The sequence below is a fragment of the Vibrio mytili genome (assembly GCF_049563345.1).
GTDB classification, from domain to species: domain Bacteria; phylum Pseudomonadota; class Gammaproteobacteria; order Enterobacterales; family Vibrionaceae; genus Vibrio; species Vibrio mytili.
Window position 1 is genome coordinate 1,756,884 of sequence record NZ_CP110481.1, and the last position, 20,975, is coordinate 1,777,858.

Annotated in this window: 15 protein-coding genes and 4 tRNA genes; 6 read left to right on the forward strand and 13 right to left on the reverse strand. The window is 44.3% G+C overall.

What is annotated here, in order from left to right; all coding sequences use genetic code 11:
- Positions 1–50 precede the first annotated feature (50 nt).
- Positions 51–1,283: a molybdopterin-binding protein gene (locus tag ONE56_RS08075; protein ID WP_041155461.1), complete on the reverse strand. Its 1,233-nt coding sequence runs from the start codon at positions 1,281–1,283 to the stop codon at positions 51–53.
- A gap of 375 nt (positions 1,284–1,658) precedes the next feature.
- Here ONE56_RS08075 and ONE56_RS08080 point away from each other — a divergent pair, with 375 nt between their 5' ends.
- Both ONE56_RS08080 and ONE56_RS08085 read left to right on the forward strand, forming a co-directional pair.
- Positions 1,659–2,561: a DUF3943 domain-containing protein gene (locus ONE56_RS08080; protein ID WP_041155550.1), complete on the forward strand. Its 903-nt coding sequence runs from the start codon at positions 1,659–1,661 to the stop codon at positions 2,559–2,561.
- Positions 2,562–2,803: 242 nt separating this feature from the next.
- A complete protein-coding gene (locus ONE56_RS08085; RefSeq protein WP_041155460.1) occupies positions 2,804–3,313 on the forward strand; it encodes a glycine cleavage system protein R in 510 nt (169 codons plus the stop codon).
- Positions 3,314–3,431: 118 nt separating this feature from the next.
- On the opposite strand, the gene nspC is transcribed toward ONE56_RS08085, so the two are convergent.
- The 10 genes from nspC to uvrY form a co-directional block, all read right to left on the reverse strand.
- A complete protein-coding gene (gene nspC / locus ONE56_RS08090) occupies positions 3,432–4,565 on the reverse strand; it encodes a carboxynorspermidine decarboxylase (RefSeq protein WP_331437572.1) in 1,134 nt (377 codons plus the stop codon).
- 116 nt (positions 4,566–4,681) lie between these two features.
- Positions 4,682–5,926 carry a carboxynorspermidine synthase gene (locus ONE56_RS08095; RefSeq protein WP_041155458.1) on the reverse strand — a complete coding sequence of 415 codons (1,245 nt, stop codon included), beginning with the start codon at positions 5,924–5,926 and terminating at the stop codon, positions 4,682–4,684.
- A gap of 18 nt (positions 5,927–5,944) precedes the next feature.
- A complete protein-coding gene (locus tag ONE56_RS08100; RefSeq protein WP_423839635.1) occupies positions 5,945–8,821 on the reverse strand; it encodes a pyridoxal phosphate-dependent class III aminotransferase in 2,877 nt (958 codons plus the stop codon).
- Between the two features lie 1,277 nt (positions 8,822–10,098).
- Positions 10,099–10,174 (reverse strand) — tRNA-Gly (locus ONE56_RS08105).
- A gap of 10 nt (positions 10,175–10,184) precedes the next feature.
- Positions 10,185–10,271: transfer RNA gene (locus tag ONE56_RS08110), tRNA-Leu, on the reverse strand.
- A 79-nt stretch (positions 10,272–10,350) separates the two neighbouring features.
- Positions 10,351–10,426, reverse strand: a tRNA-Gly gene (locus tag ONE56_RS08115).
- A 21-nt stretch (positions 10,427–10,447) separates the two neighbouring features.
- Positions 10,448–10,521, reverse strand: a tRNA-Cys gene (locus ONE56_RS08120).
- Positions 10,522–10,950: 429 nt separating this feature from the next.
- A complete protein-coding gene (pgsA, locus tag ONE56_RS08125; protein WP_423839636.1) occupies positions 10,951–11,508 on the reverse strand; it encodes a CDP-diacylglycerol--glycerol-3-phosphate 3-phosphatidyltransferase in 558 nt (185 codons plus the stop codon).
- A 46-nt stretch (positions 11,509–11,554) separates the two neighbouring features.
- A complete protein-coding gene (uvrC, locus tag ONE56_RS08130) occupies positions 11,555–13,387 on the reverse strand; it encodes an excinuclease ABC subunit UvrC (RefSeq protein ID WP_423839637.1) in 1,833 nt (610 codons plus the stop codon).
- Between the two features lies 1 nt (position 13,388).
- On the reverse strand, positions 13,389–14,033 hold the full coding sequence (gene uvrY / locus ONE56_RS08135) for a UvrY/SirA/GacA family response regulator transcription factor (RefSeq protein ID WP_041155454.1): 645 nt from the start codon (positions 14,031–14,033) through the stop codon (positions 13,389–13,391).
- A 351-nt stretch (positions 14,034–14,384) separates the two neighbouring features.
- Here uvrY and ONE56_RS08140 point away from each other — a divergent pair, with 351 nt between their 5' ends.
- Positions 14,385–16,748 carry a DNA polymerase II gene (locus ONE56_RS08140; protein WP_423839638.1) on the forward strand — a complete coding sequence of 788 codons (2,364 nt, stop codon included), beginning with the start codon at positions 14,385–14,387 and terminating at the stop codon, positions 16,746–16,748.
- On the opposite strand, the gene ONE56_RS08145 is transcribed toward ONE56_RS08140, so the two are convergent.
- Entirely contained in the window at positions 16,745–17,512 is a 768-nt protein-coding gene (locus tag ONE56_RS08145) for a nucleotidyltransferase domain-containing protein (RefSeq protein WP_331438996.1), read from the reverse strand. The two genes, ONE56_RS08140 and ONE56_RS08145, sit on opposite strands and share 4 nt — an antisense overlap.
- Before the next feature lie 190 nt (positions 17,513–17,702).
- On the opposite strand from ONE56_RS08145, the gene yeiP reads away from it, so the two are divergent.
- Entirely contained in the window at positions 17,703–18,269 is a 567-nt protein-coding gene (gene yeiP, locus ONE56_RS08150; protein WP_041155451.1) for an elongation factor P-like protein EfpL, read from the forward strand.
- Positions 18,270–18,271: 2 nt separating this feature from the next.
- A complete protein-coding gene (locus ONE56_RS08155) occupies positions 18,272–18,592 on the forward strand; it encodes an HI1450 family dsDNA-mimic protein (RefSeq protein ID WP_041155450.1) in 321 nt (106 codons plus the stop codon).
- 192 nt (positions 18,593–18,784) lie between these two features.
- Here ONE56_RS08155 and rluB read toward each other — a convergent pair whose 3' ends face one another.
- A complete protein-coding gene (gene rluB, locus ONE56_RS08160; protein WP_041155449.1) occupies positions 18,785–19,723 on the reverse strand; it encodes a 23S rRNA pseudouridine(2605) synthase RluB in 939 nt (312 codons plus the stop codon).
- Positions 19,724–20,163: 440 nt separating this feature from the next.
- Between rluB and ONE56_RS08165 the strand changes: the two genes are divergently transcribed.
- Entirely contained in the window at positions 20,164–20,874 is a 711-nt protein-coding gene (locus tag ONE56_RS08165) for a calcium-binding protein (protein WP_423839639.1), read from the forward strand.
- Positions 20,875–20,975: the final 101 nt, after the last annotated feature.

Genomic DNA, 20,975 nt, shown 5'->3' on the forward strand with positions numbered 1-20,975 from the left:
GCCAAGGCAATTGAATTGTCTTGGCTTTTTTTGTCGTGTTCTAATATCAATTAGAGCGCACTGCTAGGAATATGCATTTGTTTCACACTTTCCAATGACGAGTAGTGAGCAAACATAGGCTTACGTTCTAAGTAACGACGAAGTAAATCTAGTGCCGCGACACTGATCAGTTTGACAAGGTCATCGCGTTGATAATTTCTCGATAATTTATAGCCAGCCCCCCACTCTCCTTCTGGTGTAGACAATGCGACAGAAAAAAGACCATCCTCAATAACGCCAGTGGCTAATGACAAATCGGTACCACACTTTTCTCGAGTCGCGCCCGCCAAAGCAAATACAGCGGCTAAGAGATCACCTTCATTACTCAGTTTTTGGCCTCCATTTGGCAATATCCAACCATGTCCAAGTTGATTCGCTGTTTTCTCGTCCCTGTTTAACCAATAGGTCAGATAGCCAGCACTGCTTTTTTCTGACACAGACACAGTCAAATCTTTATCAGTCAGCAATTGTCCTACATGCTCGACCATAGGTAAATCGACACTGACGGTGTTGGACTCCAAATGTTTGTGAATCAATTGCATCAGCTTCGCACGCTGCTCAAACTGGTCACTAGGGCCAAAAAGCTTGACTTCAATGAAAGGCATATAAGAACGGTAGCCGAGCTCATAACCTTGCGGCAACTTGATGGGATCGAGTTTGTCGGAGATGACCGACTCGGAGAGACCAAATGTGTAAATGCGACTGCACGATGCCCCTTGCACTTCAGGAAACGTACGCTTGAGATCGGGTAAAATCTGCGTCTCGGCCATAAGCTTAAACTCACTTGGCACACCAGGAGTAAAATAGAAAACCGCATCGTTAATCAGCATCTTAAAGCCACAGGCTGTACCAATAGGGTTATCTAGTATTTCGGCGGTTTCAGGAAGCATCGCTTGTTTGAGATTGCTATCTGGCATTGGAATGCCACGGCGAGAATAAATCCCTTCCAAATGAGTTAACCACTCTTTAAACAATATTAATTTGCATTCAGCCGCTTTTGCCGCCGCTGCCGCACTCATATCATCTGTCGTTGGCCCTAATCCACCATTAACAATAACGATATCATTGTTAAAACTCAGCATTAAAAACTCTTCTGTTAAAGCAGAGAGTTTGTCACCCACCGTAGAGCGTTTCGTTAGACCAAATCCGTGTTGATAAAACAAACTCGACATCCAAGCCGCGTTTGTATCAACAATATCACCATGAAGGACTTCTTCACCGGTACTAAGCATTGCTATTTTCACAACTGACTCCTAAAAGCAAATATACTCACCTCACTTCTCGATAGTTATTCAGCGAAAGTTATGCGTCGTCAGGGAGGGCTTCAACCTGTCCACTCCGGTATGAAACAACGACTAAATAAGATAACTATTCCTACCGTTATTTACTTCGAACTGACGCGTTTATGAAACACTGAATATTGCATCTAGAGCTTACTTGAGTATAAATTTATTCTTATTTTCGATACTCATTCTGAATTTTATTTATTAAACTCATTGCTCAGTCTTCTAATTTGAATGGACTGAAAGTCTGTAGTTTAAATGACCACGCTTTTAAGGGATAATTAAATGTTAATTTATCCCATGATTCAATCGGAGACCTTTGTGGCGAAATCATCCATGTATAAGAACATTCTCGCAGGCCTTTGCGTACTTGTATCCACTTCAGCAAACGCCAGCCAATATGACCAAAGCCGTCACATCGAGTTTTCTTACACGCCTGATTGCCTTTCAGGTTACTGCGAAACAACAACGCTGTATACCCTCGCAGCGCAAAATCGCCACCTGGCAGATGAGCTAAATAATCCTGATACGCTCGACCTTGATGCGCAGACCCAAGGTAAGCATACCATTGTGCCACAAGACAAGGATTGGGATTATCTGATGGGACAAACCTACACTATCCTTGGATTGAGCGTTGCCACTGTGGGTCTAATGACATTCTTACCAGAAAGCGTCACCAAGTGGGATGAAGAAGATCGTGATATGAGCGAGTTAGGTAAAAAGTGGAGAGACAACGTATCTAAAGGGCCGGTTTGGGACCGTGATGAACACGTTCTTAATTATGTCATGCATCCCTATTTTGGCGGTGTTTACTATACCGCGGCGCGTCATGCAGGGTACAACGAATTTGAGTCCTACTTATATTCTGCAACCATGTCAGCATTTTTCTGGGAATATGGTGTTGAAGCATTTGCCGAAATACCCTCGTGGCAAGACCTGTTTATCACTCCATTTTTTGGCGCTGTGGTTGGTGAAATGATGCTAAGTACGGAGCAGGATATTATCGATAATGGTGGCACGGTTTTAGGCTCCGAAACTGTAGGGGATGTGTCTCTGTTCTTTCTTAACCCTGTGGGTCATGTCCATCACTGGGTAACACATGCATGGGGTGGCAGCGCCGATCTACAATTTAGTTCTTCACCTTGGTTTGGCAATCAAGACATCGCTAAGTTTGCCTTAGACGCGGGTGCGAACTATGACAGACAGTTCTACGGTGTCGAAATGAAAGTGACGTTCTAAGGCGTATTTGCGTCATGTAGACGTATCCATATTGGTATCATTAAGCAGCCCTGAGGCTGCTTTTTTTTGCCCTACTTACCGCTTTTGTTATTGATATATCGAATTAGCTTAAAAAATTGACCTTGGTCAAACAACTCTGTTGAATAGCACCTACACTAAATAAAAGGATTTATTCCAATAACTTAAGCGATGCGTTTACTCGTTACACGTACCGCGGGCAAACCTTTCCTAGGAGGGGACTTATGAACACCGTATTTATCGTAAATTTTGCTGGTCAAGCGTCACCAGCAACCATTAAGCAGCTTGCTGGCGTCACCCATGAAAACGGAGGGAAGTGGTTAATCAGTAAAGTGAACTTTATTGAAGACCAAGTTGCTGGCGTGATAAAAGTCGAACTGCCTAAAGAAAATGTAGATATCGTAAAAGCCGCGTTCTCCTCATGTCAAACACTGGTGGTTAAGTTCGTTGACTCTGAGCCGCATACTCATAGCTCTGAAACGATCTATCAATTACGCCTTGATGCCAATGATAGAGCAGGTATCGTCAATGAAATCACCCATGTTCTCGATACGCAGGGGATTTCTATTTTGGATATGGACTGCCAACGCGTCTTCATCGCCGGAGGTGGTGGTGTGAGCTCTAGCCTATTTAGCGCAAAAATGGCGATAAAGCTTCCTAGTGAAGTGGAAATTGACGATGTCGCCAATGAACTTGAAGCGCTCAGTGAAGATACTCGCGTCATTTTAGAATAACTTCGTCCCTCCACCCATCAATAGCAAAAGAGCAGCTACACGCTGCTCTTTTTCATTCCAGTATTTGTCATTGCAGTAAGTAAATAATCACAACGCCCCTACTCACTTAGCAAACTTTCTATTTAACCGACCACTGTGACAGCGAACGTTTAAAGTCAGAGTAGTCAAACTCGTTGAGTTTTTGGATATCACCGTCAGAACGCTCACAGTACACAGAAGGCATGCGTAGACCATTAAACCAATTCAGTTTAACCATGGTATAACCGGCACTATCCAAAATGTGCAAACGCTGGCCAATTTCAAGTGGCTTCTCAAAATTAGCGACACAGAACTGATCACCAGCAAGGCATGAACAAGAACCAATGACATACTCATGTTCGCCATCATCCTTCGCTTCAAGAATGGATGCTGGTTCATCATAAATGAGTGTGTCTAGGCGATGCGCCTCTGTTGCAGAATCAACAATCGCAGTCTTCTTGATATTTTCTACAATATCAACCACTGTCACGACCAAATCCGTTGTTTTGGTGATGATCGCCTCACCTGGCTCAAGGTACATCTGAACGCCATGTTTTTCAGAAAAGGCTTTTAGTGCCAAGCCTAATTTCTCAATATCGTAGCCCGGCCAAGTGAAGAAAACACCGCCGCCCATGCTCACCCAATCGAGTTTATTCAGGTATTCACCGAATTGTTCAGAGATGGCGTCCAGTAAGCCGATAAATGCATCCACATCTTTGTTTTCACAATTCATATGGAACATCACGCCATCGATACCGTCGAAGATTTCCGGTTTGATATGGTCGGCTTGTACGCCAAGACGAGAGAACTGACGTGCAGGGTTGGCTAAATCCTGGCCCGCATAACTCACACCTGGATTCAAACGCAAGCCAATCGACGCCTTGCCTTCCACAAGATGGCGGTAAGCAGCAAGCTGAGACTGTGAGTTAAAAATCATCTTATCGCAGATATCCGCCACATCACGTACGTCGTCTTCGCTGTAACCCACACTGTATGCGTGCGTTTCCCCACCAAACGTTTCATGGCCAAGTTTTACTTCGAATGGACCTGAGCTCGTCGTACCGTCTAAATAAGGCTTGATGATGTCAAAAACACCCCAAGTAGAAAAACACTTCAGTGCTAGTACCAGTTTCACGCCAGAGATCTCTTTGAGCTGTTTCGCCTTTTCTAAGTTAGCAATCAGCTTGTCTTCATTGATCATGAAATAAGGAGTTTTGAGTTCGTTATGTTGCATTTTAGTACCTTGAATTCCCTCACCTAAGCGAAGGCAGTATCAAATCGAACAAAGCCGACGCAAACGCATCGGCTTAGTATTAATGTCGATAAATAAGAGAAACGTAATGAACGCTCTTATTTCAACTTATGAATCAGAGGTTGGCCTGGTTCTAACTCTTGAACATGCCAATCTAAACCGATAGATGGCATCGTTTCTAGGAACGGATCTGGATCCAATTGCTCCATGTTGAACACACCTTTATCTGCCCACTTACCACCGAAGAACTGCAGTGCTGCAGTAATCGCTGGCACACCCGTGGTATAAGAGATCGCTTGGTGTTCTACATCTTGGTATGCCACTTCATGGTCTGCGTTGTTGTAGATAAATACGCTACGCTCTTTACCGTCTTTCTTGCCTTGTACCCAAGTACCAATACAGGTTAGGCCAGTGTATCCCGGAGCTAACGAAGTTGGGTCTGGTAACAATGCTTTTAACACGTGTAGAGGCTGCACTACGGTACCGTCATGTAGAGTCAGAGGTTCTGGACTCAGAAGACCGATATCACGCATCACATTGAAGTAGTTTAGGTAACGGTCACCAAAGCCCATCCAGAATTCGATACGCTTAGCAGGGATGAACTCTTGCATTGAACGAACTTCATCGTGTGCCATGGAGTACACTTTGTGTGAGCCACAGTTCGGGAAATCAAATTCAAGCATACGAGAATGGCAAGGCACTTGTTTCCACTCACCGTTTTCCCAGTAGAAAGAGTCGCCTTGGATCTCTAACATATTCGTTTCTGGGTCAAAGTTTGTAGCAAATTTCTTTCCATGGTCCCCTGCGTTGACGTCCATCACATCGATCGTATCAATTTCATCGAACAGGTGCTTCACAGCGTAAGCGGCAAATACTGATACTACGCCCGGATCGAAGCCTGCGCCTAGAATACCTGTGATACCCGCTTCTTCGAACTTCTCGCGGTAACCCCACTGCCAGTCGTACGCCTGAGGAACTTGTTGCCCCTCAGAACACAGGTCAACGGCTACCGAAGTATCGAGATAAGAAACTTTAGCTTGGTAGCACGCTTCCATGATGGACATGTTTACCCAAGGAGGACCCGCGTTAATCACAAGATCCGGTTTCACTTCGTTAATCAGAGCAACAAGAGAATCTACGTCGTCAGCGTTCACTGCGCGTGCTTCTAGTTTCTTAGTTGAATCTTTCAGATTATTTTTCTTCTGAATGGATTCGATGATCTTTTCGCATTTACCTAGGGTACGTGATGCGATGGTAATATCACCCAGGACGTCGTTGTTTTGCGCTGCTTTGTGTGCAACTACCCAACCAACGCCACCTGCACCAATCTGTAGAACTGCCATAGTTTTCCGTTACCTTTGTTAAACTAGCTCAGCGGCTAGCGTATGGATTTTTGAAAGCAAAGATTCAAAGTCCGACGTCGTTAAACACGGATTTAGAATCGTAAATTTAAGTGCGGTTTTACCATCAACAATGGTTTCACCCAATACTGCGGTACCGCGAGTCAGCGCCTCTAAACGTAACGCTTTATTTAGCTCATCAAGGTCTGCCGAAGCATGCGTCACACGGAACAAAACCGTAGACAATGAAGGCTCTGCCAACAACTCAAAACGGTCGTTGTTACGAATCAAATCTGCCACATCAAGCGTTTGTGCCAGTAGGTGGTCGTACATATCCCCTAGCGCCTTTGGTCCGACACTCTGCATTGTCATAAAGACTTTCAATGCATCAAATCGTTTCGTTGTGGCAATCGACTTATCAACTAAGTTAGGTAATTCATCATGTTCACGGTTCAAATAGTCCGCGTGATGCAACAAGAACTTAAAGTTTGATTTGTCATTCACCAACAGTGCGCCACAGCTGATTGTTTGATAAAACAACTTGTGGAAGTCAACACTGATCGAATTTGCACGCTCAATGCCTTTCAAACGATCTTTTTGGCTGCTCAGAATCAACGCACCACCATAGGCTCCATCTACGTGCATCCACATATCATGAACTGCTGCCATATCGGCAATAGCGCTTAGATCATCAATAGCACCGTGATCGGTTGTACCTGCTGTACCAACAATAGCAAACGGAATTAATCCTTCTGCTTTTGCTTGAGCGATAGCGTCAGCCAACTTGGCAACATTCATCGTACCATTCGGGTTCGCAGCTACTGTCAGTACCGATTTTTCACCCAACCCCATCCAAGAAGCTGACTTCTGCACGGTAAAATGTGATTTTTCCGAGCAAACAATACGCAGCTTATCAGCGTACTCAGGCAAGCCTAACTTTTGAATAGAATGGCCACTCAGTTTGTCGGCAATCCAGTCACGCGCTAATAGCAGCCCCATTTGGTTACTTTGCGTACCCCCACTTGTGAAGATACCATCACCTTGTGTGCCAAGATCATATTTGTCGCAAAGCCAGTTAATGACTTTCTGCTCAACATAAGTTGCGGACGACGCTTGATCCCAAGAGTCCATTGACTGGTTTAACGCGGCAATCATTGCTTCTGCTGCAATCGCAGGCATCAACGGAGGCGTATGCAAATGCGCAATACAGTCTGGATGCTGAGTGAAAATGGCGTTTTTAGCCACCAGCTCAGCCGCATCATCAATCACTGACTTCAACGATGCATTCTTGCTATCCAAGTCAACCGCGTTGATCGCCGCTTCAAGCATTTGAGGATCCATACCTGAATAAGGCGCGCTAACTTGCTCAAAAACGGATTTCATTGCGGCTGTAGTGTGATTCATGACGGATGCGAACTCAGTGCTACCGAATTCACCAGTCTGAACAAAGTGCTTCTTCCAGTCTTCTTGTGGGTGAACGTCGACATGACTTCCACCAGCCGCAAGAATGGCTTCTTCAAACACACGCAGTGCAAAGTCAATTTGTTCAAATGAAATAATCAAAGGTGGTAAGAATCGGATCACTGAACCTTCTCTACCGCCTTTTTCTACCATCAAACCGCGCTCTAGTGCTGCTCGCTGAATCGCTAGAGTGAGCTCACCATCAGCCAGTGGTTCTCCGAATTTGTTTAGTTCGCCACTTGGTTTTTTAATTTCAACACCAAGCATCAAACCCTTGCCGCGAACTTCCGCAATACAGTTGACTCGTTTTTGAATGCCTTCAAGACCAAAACGCAAGTACTGACCAGCAATATTGGCATGCTCAACAAGGTTGTCGCGTTGAATAATTTCTAATGCTTTAGCACCAGAAACCATCGCAAGCTGGTTACCACGGAATGTACCTGTGTGTTCTCCTGGTTTCCAAGTATCGTGTTGTTTGTTGATGACAAGTAGCGACATTGGCATACCACCACCAATCGCTTTCGACAAACACAATACATCAGGAACAATACCCGCCTCTTCGAAGGCAAAGTTGTAGCCAGTTTTACCAACACCACATTGAATTTCGTCGAAGATCAGGAGAATACCGTGTTCATCACAAATACGACGTAATTCACGCAACCAGAATGCCGGAGCAGGTACCACACCACCTTCGCCTTGTACTGGCTCAACAATAATAGCAGCAGGCTTCATGATGCCAGACTCATCGTCGTTCAGCAGGCGTTCCATATAACGAATGCTTGCTTTCGCTCCCTCATCACCGCCAAGCCCAAATGGACAACGGATGTTGTAAGGGAAAGGCATAAAGTGAACATCCGACATGAGACCAGTACGACGAGCTTTGGTGCCCAAGTTGCCCATCATGCCCATCGTGCCGTTTGTCATACCGTGATACGCACCTCGGAACGCAAACATGGTGTTGCGACCTGTGGTTTGCTTGGCTAACTTGATTGCCGCTTCCACCGCATCGGCACCTGATGGACCACAGAACTGAAGAACACAGTTGTCTGCCAATTCCTGTGGAAGAAAAGACTTCACAGTTTGAATAAAGTGGGTTTTTACTGAGGTTGCAATATCAAGCGTTTGATAAGGCAAACCAGAGTCCAGTTGGTCTTTGAGTGCTTGATTGATCTCTGGGTGATTGTAACCCAGTGCTAGAGTGCCTGCCCCCGCAAGACAATCCAGAAACAATTGACCACGTGTGTCTTCAACAAGACACCCGAATGCTTGTTTGATAGCAATTGGCAAGCGACGCGGATAAGAGCGCACCTCAGATTCGTGCTCGGCTTGATCAAGTAGCACTTGATCCGGCGTTAGGTCGTACGTTCCTTCAACGATAGGAACCTGAGATGAAAATATATTTGCGATAGTGTTATCGACTTCAAAGGCGGTAGTCATACTGGGTAATCCCTTGAATTATATAAGCTATTCAACCTGTACTAAGTATCATTAGAATTAAACGACAGGAGAAATAAGTAAACCTCCGCATCTGTCACAATGAGAATGACAAATACAGATAATCCAGTCACTTTATAAGTGACTTCCACATGTATCGGGACGTAATCAAGGTTCCGTAATAGACCTGCGTTGTAAAACAGGGCACTTCGGCAGTATGAAGCTGATTAGTGTGTGTTTATTAAAAGGTTTCAATGTTGGGTTTCCCATTAATATGCTGCTCTTACAGCATTAGTATCCCGTCTATCAACAAATGGCTTTGCCGATACCTACCCTACGCAGTGTCACAATCAGCTTGAATGTTCACTACGCGTATCCCCCAGAGATAAAACGTCATAAATCACGCTCCGAGATTGCGCGGGAATTTATCACAAAATAAAAACCTCTGGCAATAATTTTTAATCACTCAATGATTGATTGGAGTTTTCGCAAAAATAACCCCTGATCAGACATGATTTTTCACGCAACAAAACGCTATCGACAGAGAATTTATGCTAGTTAGCATTTTAACGCCGGAATATATGCATTTCAGAATGCGTTAGAGAGACCATTCAACGAAAACAACCAATTGAGCGATGGCGGATTAATGATGATAGAAATAGGATAGTCGGCGGGCGCTGTATACGTACAGATAAATGCACATGGAAAAAACGGCGCAGACAAAAAGTCAGCACGTTAATGCTGGGTTTTCATGTTTGGGGCGACACACGAGGTTCCCTATCTATCAAACAAAAAGGCGTGACCTCGACCTTAGCAAGATTGCGCTCTACCCATTGGGCTTCGAACGTTTGAAGGTCCTACTCTGCGCCATTACAATTCATTGGGTACAAATACAGAAAAACCCAGCACGTTAATGCTGGGTTTTAATGTTTGGAGCGACACACGAGGTTCCCTATCTATTAAACAAAAAGGCGTGACCTCAACCTTAGCAAGGTTGCGCTCTACCCATTGGGCTTCGAACGTTTGAAGGTCCTACTCTGCGCCATTACAATTCATTGGGTACAAATGCACAAAAACCCAGCACGTCAATGCTGGGTTTTAATGTTTGGAGCGACACACGAGGTTCCCTATCTATTAAACAAAAAGGCGTGACCTCAACCTTAGCAAGGTTGCGCTCTACCAACTGTACTTCAAACTTTGAAGGTACTACTCTGCGCCATTACAATTTATTGGGTACAAATACAGAAAAACCCAGCACGTTAATGCTGGGTTTTAATGTTTGGAGCGACACACGAGGTTCGAACTCGTGACCTCAACCTTGGCAAGGTTGCGCTCTACCAACTGAGCTAGTGTCGCAAGTATAAGATGGTGCCCCGGGCCGGACTTGAACCGGCACAGCGCGAACGCCGAGGGATTTTAAATCCCTTGTGTCTACCAATTCCACCACCAGGGCACACAAAATTCTTTTGTGGAGCCTTTACAGAAAAGTAAAACACCATCTGATACCGCATAATGCCATATCAATAAATTTTTGGAGCGACACACGAGGTTCGAACTCGTGACCTCAACCTTGGCAAGGTTGCGCTCTACCAACTGAGCTAGTGTCGCACTTATTCTCAAAGAGAATAATGGAGGCGCCTCCCGGAGTCGAACCGAGGTCCACGGATTTGCAATCCGCTGCATAGCCACTCTGCCAAGGCGCCTCATTGCAAGAAAGATTAAACTTTCTTGACCACCCTGTGGAGCATTGCTCTCTTGGGTACGGGATGCATTCTACGGATTCGAGCGATCGAGTCAATACTAATTTTATTTTTTTGAATCGTTTGACTAGAAATTGTGCGAAAGACGGTGGATTGTCGAGTTTTAGTACAAATTAACCAACAAATACCCTTGATTACCATGAATTTTTGACTATTCCAGGACCATACACAACCTAGAGTCAACCTATCTTACTTTACGAATTCTGGTAATTCGTTTGTGTGGATAAGCAACACAAAGAAAAACAAGATCTACATCACATTAAATTCCCACACTTGTTATCAAAAAGTGATAAGTGCAATAGGACAGGTGAGTGTAAAACCGTAGGTACAAAAAAGCAGGCTTAACCCGCCTGCTTCTCTATAGTTTGTTACTCAATGATGCTCCTCATCGAGCAAATCATCTTTGGCCGCAGCAAGATACTGCATCATTGACCAGTAAGTAAGGAATGTTGCGACATAGAGCGCAGCAAAGCCAAGCCACACCATCCAGTCATCATAACGCCAAATCAAAACCCATAAAGCAAACATTTGTGACAGCGTCTTTACTTTGCCGACCCATGAAACCGCCACACTGGCGCGCTTGCCGATTTCAGCCATCCATTCTCGAAGTGCGGAAATAATGATTTCGCGAGCAATCATGGTCGCTGCAGGAATGGTGACCCAAATAGAATGGTAATGCTCGGTGATGAGTATCAGTGCCGTTGCGACTAACACTTTATCTGCGACAGGGTCAATAAACGCACCAAATCGAGAAGTTTGGCCAAGTTTACGGGCCAACATACCATCTAACCAGTCGGTGAAGCCTGCTACCCAAAATACCATCGCTGCCGCAAAAGGCGCCCATGAGTACGGTAAATAGAAGACAACTACAAAAACAGGAATCAAAAACAGTCTAAGGAGAGACAGAATGTTCGGGATATTCAAACGCATTTTATTATTCTCTTACACATCGCGTGCTAATGTTGCGGGATTTTCCTTATTGTTTCAATGCTTGGAAAATAATTTCTGCTAAAGAGTGACTAATACCCGGTACTTTGGCGATTTCTTCGACACTTGCACGTTTTAATTCCTGTAATCCACCCATGTATTTCAGTAACGCTTGACGCCGTTTCGGTCCCACACCTTCAATACCCTCTAAAGCACTTGTCCGCCTGGTTTTGCCACGTTTGGCACGATGCCCAGCGATCGCATGATTATGACTCTCGTCACGGATATGCTGAATAAGGTGAAGAGCGGGTGCATCGCTAGGTAAATGAAACTCTTCTCCTGCGAGTGTGATCAAGGTTTCTAATCCCGGTTTTCTTGTCACCCCTTTTGCAATCCCCATCATAGCAGATCGTTTTGGCCAATCTCCCCAATATTGAGAGATGATTTCATGAGCCCGGTTTAACTGACCTTTACCGCCATCGATAAAAATAATGTCTGGTATCTTTTCCACATCAAGCTGCTTAGAGTATCGACGCTCAAGCACTTGCCCCATCGCGGCATAGTCATCCCCCCCCGTAATACCAGTGATGTTATAGCGGCGATACTCTTGTTTTACTGGCCCTTCATGATTGAATACCACACAAGACGCTATCGTGCTCTCCCCCATCGTATGGGAGATATCGAAACATTCCATCCGAGTAATCGATTCCATGCCTAAGGTTTCTCTCAGAGCGTGGAAGCGTTGGTTGATGGTCATCTTGTGGTTTATTTTTGTCGTGATCGCGGTCAGTGCATTGGTATTAGACAGCTTAAGGTATCGCCCTCTGGTTCCCGTCGGTGACGTATGAAAATGAATTTTACGGCCCGCGACTTCACTAAGCGCTTTCTGAATTGGCACTAGATCGTCTGACAACTCTTGGTTCAGAATAATTCGAGAAGGAATGGTTCGCGCTTCATTGTGACTCAAATAATATTGCGTCAAAAAGCTATCAAAGACTTCTTGCTGATTAGTGTTTTGTGGAATCTTTGGAAAGTGACTTCGGCTACCCAGTACCTTACCTTGCCGTATCATCAAAATATGAATACAGGCAATACCATTTTCTAGCGCAAAGCCCAGCACATCCATGTCATCCATACTGTCTTCGGAAACAAATTGCTGCTCTTGCACTCGTCTAATCGCTTGAATTTGATCACGAAATTTAGCGGCGTCTTCAAAACGCAGTTGCTGACTTGCTCGCTCCATTTTTTCAATCAACTGTTTGAGTACTTGCTGGTCTTTACCTTGCAAAAACAAACGCACAAAACCGACTAGCTCAGCGTACTCGTCGTCGGAAATGATAGTACTCACACATGGCCCCGCACAACGACCGATTTGATACATCAAACATGGTCTTGTTCGGTTTGAATAGACGGTATCTTCACACTGGCGAACAGGAAAGATTTTTTGCAACAAGTGAAGCGTTTCACGTACCGCGCCAGAATCAGGGTACGGGCCAAAGTACTCCCCTTTTCTTTTTTTTGCGCCACGATGTATCGATAAACGCGGATGCTTATGATTGCTGATAAAAATATAAGGGTAAGATTTATCATCACGCAGGAGCACGTTGTATTTGGGTAAATACTGCTTGATATAATTGTGCTCCAAAATCAGAGCCTCGGTCTCAGTATGAGTCACCGTTACATCAATTTTGGCGATATTGCTTACAAGCGCGCGCGTTTTTTCGCTATCAACACGTTTGCGAAAATAACTAGAAAGGCGTTTTTGAAGGTCTTTGGCTTTACCGACATAAATCACAACAGCATCGGCGTTGTACATACGGTACACGCCGGGCTGATGTGTTACAGTCTTGAGAAAGGAAACCGAATCAAAGGGAGGATTCACTTTAAAGGGTCTCAGTATCCAGCATTCCGTGGCGAATCGCTAAGTGTGTTAACTCAACATCACCATTTATGTCCAATTTACTAAACAATCGATAGCGATAACTATTCACCGTCTTTGGACTTAAATTAAGTTGTTCAGAAATATCCGTCACTTTCTGCCCCTTAGTGATCATCAACATGATCTGCAGCTCTCGTTCGGATAAATCTTTAAACGGGTTTTCAGACGCTGGAGAGAATTGACTCAGCGCCATCTGTTGCGCGATCTCTGGCGAGATGTAACGCTGCCCACTTTTTACTATACGAATCGCATTCACCATTTCATCCGGGCCTGCACCTTTGGTCAAGTAACCAGATGCACCAGCCTGCATGACTTTGGTTGGGAATGGATTTTCCGTATGTACGGTAAGTACGATGATTTTAACATCGGGGTTTACGCGAAGAATTTTTTTAGTGGCTTCTAAGCCACCAATTCCTGGCATGTTCATGTCCATTAAAACGACGTCTGCATGATTACTTCGACACCATTTTACCGCCTCTTCACCGCTGTCAGCTTCTCCTGCTACGTTCATTCCACGGACGTCTTCAATAATACGTCGTATCCCTGTGCGAACCAGCTCGTGATCATCTACAAGGAAAACATTTATCAAACTTGTATCTCCACACTTTATTGGTTCTGCACCCACATTTACTTAATGTGGATATCAGTATGACTGCCACTATACTAGCGTATTTGGCAAAAAATTGCTTTCTATGAATATGTGCTTAAACGCAGACTTTGGCAAGAACTTATTCATAACACACTTCACTAATTATGAGAAAAGTAAATAATGTTAAATTAATAACATCATTAGTTTCTATAAATCAAGTAATTATATACAGGCCGTTCAGGTGTCGCCCCCGCAAAGCGTGGCGTTACGAGCCAATCAACTCGCTTTCGTTTTCTTTAAAGCCGATAATGCTAGAATACAGGCCCAAATAGTTAACAGGGCTTCTCAGAGTTGAACATCCAGCAAGGCTTCTTACTTACCCGTCAAGCACGCGATATCAACGGTCAAACGCAGATAGAGCTGTGGCTCTCCACTGCAATCGGCCCCACACAACTATTAATTCGTGGTGAGAGACCCGTGTTCTTTATTGCTCAGGAACATGTTGACCAAGTGAATCAAATTGCTCATGCAAAATCCTTAGCGTTAGAAGTTCGTACACTTGATCTAACGAGCTTTAACCATACCCCTCTCGCGGCTTGCTATACGCAACAGTCAAAAGACGCGACAGTCATACAACAGTTATTAGCGCAAAAAGACATCGTCACTTTTGAAGGTGATATTCGTCTCGCCGATCGCTACCTGATGGAGCGATTTATACGAGGGAGCCTTGAGTTCACTGGCGAAAAAACCACTGAACAAGGCTTTCTGCGTGTTCAACGGGCGAAGTGTCGAGCCGGAGACTTTGAACCGCAGTTGCAAGTGGTATCACTCGATCTAGAATGCTCCGAAAAAGGCATTTTATATTCTATTGGCCTAGACAGCCCGATGGACTCGCGTGTCATTATGATCGGCCCCCCAGAACCTGCCGAAACTGCAATACAATGGGTAGAAAATGAGAAAGCACTCCTCCAAGCCTTAATCGCTTGGTTCAAACAATTTGACCCTGATGTCATTATTGGCTGGAACGTCATTGACTTCGATTTCCGATTGCTACACAAACGCGCAGAATGGCACAACTTGAAATTACGTCTTGGAAGAGCAGACCAGGTCAGCTTTTTCCGTAATTCTTCTCAATCTCAACAAGGTTTTATATCTATCCCTGGACGCGTAGTGATGGATGGTATTGATACCTTAAAAACCGCGACTTATCACTTCCGCTCTTGGTCACTGGAGTCCGTTTCTCAGGAATTACTGGGAGAAGGCAAAGAAATCCATAACGTGCATGATCGTATGGATGAGATCAATCGTATGTTTCGCCGCGATAAACCGTCATTGGCGAAATACAACCTGCAAGACTGTGTGTTAGTCAATAAAATCTTTGAACACACTCACCTGCTCGATTTTGCCATTGAACGCTCTAGACTGACTGGTGTTGAACTGGACCGTGTTGGCGGATCGGTGGCCGCATTCACAAACTTATATTTGCCACAAATTCATCGAGCCGGATACGTTGCGCCAAATTTGCACCCTGAAAATTGGATAGCCAGTCCAGGCGGTTACGTCATGGACTCAATACCCAACTTGTATGACTCGGTATTGGTACTTGATTTCAAAAGCCTATACCCCTCAATCATTCGTTCGTTTTTGATCGATCCCATCGGTTTAGTAGAAGGGCTAAAACTGGAAACCGGCAAACAAAAAAACCAAGCAGTGCCTGGCTTTCGTGGTGGTCAATTTCATCGGAGCAAACACTTCTTACCCGCAATGATCGAAAATCTATGGGCTGCGCGAGACTTAGCAAAGAAAAACAATGAACAAGCGTTTTCTCAAGCGATCAAAATTATCATGAATTCTTTTTATGGCGTCCTTGGTTCATCCGGTTGCCGTTTCTTCGACACAAGATTAGCCTCCAGCATTACTATGCGCGGCCATGAAATCATGAAACAAACGAAGTTGTTGATAGAAGAACAAGGTTTCCAAGTAATCTATGGCGATACTGACTCCACCTTTGTGTCTTTAAATGGTGAATACAGCCAAACAGATGCTGATAAAGTAGGTCAACGATTGGCTGAACACATTAACGCTTGGTGGTGTGAGCACCTGCGCTCCGAGTACAACCTAACATCGATGTTAGAAATTGAATACGAAACGCATTATCGCAAGTTCTTAATGCCCACGATTCGTGGTTCTGAAACCGGCTCAAAAAAACGCTATGCAGGCTTAATCGGCGAAGGCAAACAAGAACGACTGATTTTCAAAGGGTTAGAAAGCGCTCGTACTGACTGGACTTCACTTGCGCAGAAATTTCAAAACACGCTTTATCACATGATTTTCCATGGGGAAGATCCAAGTGAATACGTGCGTGAAATCGTCGAGAAGACCAATAACGGCGAATTTGACGATCAACTCATTTATCAAAAGCGCTTACGCAGAAAGTTACATGAGTATCAAAAAAATATCCCGCCACAAGTTCGCGCTGCTCGTCTGGCGGACGAAATGAATGCCAAGCTGGGCAGGCCCCTGCAATACCAAAATCGTGGTCGTATTGAGTATGTGATTACGCTAAACGGTCCAGAACCCTTTGAGTACCTCAGTAGCCCCATTGATTATCAACACTATATAGACAAGCAACTCAAGCCTGTTGCAGATGCAATTCTACTGTTTATCGGAACCGATTTTGATGCTTTATCCGCGCCTCAAATGGGCTTGTTTTAACCAATGCGAAATTCGGTTTTTTGATATTGCTTCACTAACCAATGACCAAACGAATCTATCAGCCCTATCACGGAACGCTTAGGAATGGCTCGACCTGATAGCAATATGTTGAGCCTTTCAATATCTAACGTTTTTTCCGGATAATACTGTAAGAAGACCTCGCCACATTCGACTGGATCATCGAACCAGCGCTTATCACGGTACATCACTAACGAATACGCCGCCCTGAGTAACTTCTTAGCTATCACGATTTGTGCGCTCACCTGCTCCTGCAGTGATTTCGCATGAGCAATCTTTCCACGATAAACTGAAACCCAATCTTCAACATCCATATTCCAGTGCTTCGCAATTTCCCAACTTGGCACATAGTCACCAAAACAGTCCGCGAGATCATCACCATACACGCAAACACAACAATGCTTGAGCATAAAACCCCACGTAAAAATACTGTCTAAGTTGGCGACTTCACTGACGAGCGTGGTACGAATCGACACACCAGTGACTTGAGGGTGACTTTGCTTAACGCGCCACTTAATGGTGTTAAGTAATGTCGCTCGGTTACTGTCGAAATCTGCATTTGTTACCACGACCAAATCCAAGTTTGACTTACCGGCAACGGCGGTTTTTCGCGCCACACTACCGTAAATATAGACACTGTGTAGGTTGTGCCCTAATCCACCTTGGAGACACATTAGGACTTCTTTAATAAGCGCTCTGAACTCAGGTTGAAAAGGTTGTTTGGGATCAATAACAGGGAGTGACATGGGTTAAAATGTAAACTCAAATATCGTATCGGATAGTCAGTATGATCTCTCAGCAGCCATTTTGGATCAAGCCTTATCATAGTGTGGTGCATGAGAGTGAGAACAAATTTCCGCAAGGAATTTTAATGCCAGGATACCAACTTAACGCTATAATCACGGCGTTTTGCTTAATCAGTAATAGGAATAGACAATGCCAAAGGCAAGTGAGATCAAAAAAGGCTTCGCAATCGAGTCTAATGGTAAAACTCTTTTAGTAAAAGACATCGAAGTCACCACACCTGGTGGTCGCGGTGGTGCTAAAATCTACAAAATGCGTTGTACCGATCTAACAACGGGCGCACGCGTAGACGAGCGTTACAAATCTGACGATGTTGTAGACACCGTAGAAATGAATAAACGCGCGGTTGTTTACTCATACGCAGACGGTGATGAGCACATCTTCATGGATAATGAAGACTATACTCAATACACATTCAAACAGAATGAAATCGAAGATGACTTGCTGTTCATTAATGAAGATACTCAAGGTATGCACGTTATTCTCGTAGACGGTTCTCCTGTAGGTCTTGAACTGCCATCTTCTGTCGAGCTAGTCATTGAAGAAACAGACCCTTCAATCAAAGGCGCATCAGCGTCTGCTCGTACTAAACCTGCTCGTTTTGCTTCTGGTCTTGTTGTTCAAGTACCAGAATACATTGCAACAGGTGATCGCGTTGTGATAAACACAGCTGAACGTAAATACATGAGCCGAGCTTAAGCATGTCTGATTTGATTTCTTACGACGACGTTATTGATGCAGCGTACGATATATTTCTTGAAATGGCTCCTGACAACTTAGAGCCAGCCGATATCATTTTGTTTACTGCACAATTTGAGGATCGTGGAGCCGCAGAGTTAGTCGAAACAGGTGAAGACTGGGTTGAACACGTAGGCTTCGAGATTGACAAAGAAGTGTATGCTGAAGTTCGAATCGGCCTAGTTAACGAAGATGATGATGTACTCAATGACGTATTCGCTCGTATGTTAATCAGCCGAGACCCAGATCATAAGTTCTGTCACATGCTTTGGAAGCGTGATTAATATCATTTCAAAACCCGCTATCTACCAACACCAGCCAAGCGCTGGTGTTTTTTTATATCAACGTTTAAGCCAATTCCAGTCTGTCATTAAATTTGCTGACATAATACGAATACGCTGGCTCTAAATGAAATGGCTAGATAAGAAAAAGGCTCGCAAATTGCGAGCCTTTCTGATTTGTTGCGATCGATTAGATTAACGATGCTTGTTGCGCGCGCCCTGTTCACCCGCATTTTTCTTTGGCTTGCGGCGAGCTGGGTTGTTGCTGCGACCTTTAGGCGTATTTACACGCTCTTCGTGACGTTTTACCGCTCGACGGATTTTTTGGCTGCGAGCACGTTCACGCTTGCGTGATGTGTTGTCTTTGTTTAAGTCGAGCATGGTTTCTTTTTCTGGACGAAGCTCAACCAGCTCTCGCAAGTAATTCACTTCTTTCAGGTCGAGTTCCATCCAACCGCCACGAGGCAGTTTTTTATCTAGGAAAATATCACCGTAACGAACACGCTTAAGGCGGCTAACCGTACACTCTTGTGATTCCCATAGACGACGAACTTCGCGGTTACGGCCTTCATTGATCACCACGTAGAAAGTGTGGTTCATCCCCTCACCACCTGCGTAAACCACGTCTTCAAAGCGAGCTAAACCGTCTTCCAGTTCAACACCTTTTACTAGGTTACGAACTTTTTGTTCATTGACTTCACCGAACACACGCACTAGGTATTCACGTTCAACTTGACGGCTTGGATGCATGAGGCGGTTTGCCAGTTCACCATCAGTTGTGAAAAGCAGCAGACCTGAGGTGTTCGCATCAAGTCGACCAACTGAAATCCAACGAGAGCCACGAATTTTTGGCAAACGATCAAAAACGGTACGACGACCTTCTGGATCGTGACGAGTACATAATTCACCTTCTGGCTTGTAGTAAGCAAGCACTCGACAAATTACTTCCTCTTGTATCTTTGCAGACACAACATGACCATCAATACGAACTACACTGTTTTCGTCTTCCAGTCTTTCACCAAGTTTAGCTACCATGCCGTTTACACTAACGCGACCAGATTTAATCAACGATTCAATCTCTCGACGAGAGCCGTGACCTGCACGTGCTAATACTTTTTGTAACTTTTCGCTCATTTATTTACCTATGTGTCGTCTTCACAGACGTCTAGACCAAGATTGGCCTTAATTTTTCTAATTACCCATATAATGGGATTTTTCGGTCGGACATTATACGTAATATTCTCAACTAATGTAAGCGAAATCGGCGCCATTCTATACACCAACAAGACCATAATACTAATAAGGACTTAAGCCAAATCTAATACTTAGTATGAGTTATCCCCTTCGATTAGAACCCTACTAATATCCGTCTTCAGCTTCCATCCAACTGACCAAGAGGCTGATAAAATTACATAGTTAACTGAGTCATATATTCAAATCCGTTCCTTGCTTGAAAGCGAATAAATTCTCGCTGAACAAGCACCTTGAGGCGACTTGAGTCTTAAGGCTACTTGAGTATAGATGTCCAGACTCAAATTTCGCTTGCCTGTCAAAAATATAAAAGGAATAAATTCATGTTCAAATTTAATTTCGATCTCAACTGGATATTCGGTACCAACAGGGATGATGATGTCACGGGTACAAATGGTACAGATTCACCCGATGTTTTCTTTGGCTTTGGTGGTGCTGATAACTTCGTAGGTTTAAATGGCGACGACATCGTATTTGGCTGCTGGGGGGAAGACAGACTGGTTGGAGGACGTGGAGATGACTTTATTTCCGGTGGTTTTGGTAACGACTATTTATCGGGTGGGCTAGACAATGACACTCTATTGGGTGGGATTGGTGATGATGTCCTAGTGGACTACTCAGGCAACAACTATTTAAACGGCGGTTGGGGTAACGACAAACTTATCGTTGGTGACGGAGAATCAACCCTTAAAGGCGGTTGGGGTGATGATACCTTTGTCTTGACCAATAGCATGCCAATCCGTGTTCCTGATCAACCCGTTGATATCAACGACATTGACATAAAAGCGGATATTGTTGACTTCAATATTTTCCATGACAAATTGGTGTTTAATATTGGCAGAGACACCGACGGAGACGGTCTTCGTGATACCTTCCTCGACTCAGCGGACGACTTAACCCTTTCTTATAACGATTCTGGTTCAGCTGTTTTCTCTAGTGACGAATACAACGTAGAAGTAACACTTAGCGGCGTAAGTGCGGGCTACATCCATTACGCTGAGCATCACGGTATCGACTTGTTCGAATTTGCTTAATCTCAACGTAACGTAAAAAAACAGGAGGCATTAGGCCTCCTGTCGGTTACTGTTTTGAACTCGCTCTTTTACTCAAAAGCATACCCGTTCAAACTTTTCTT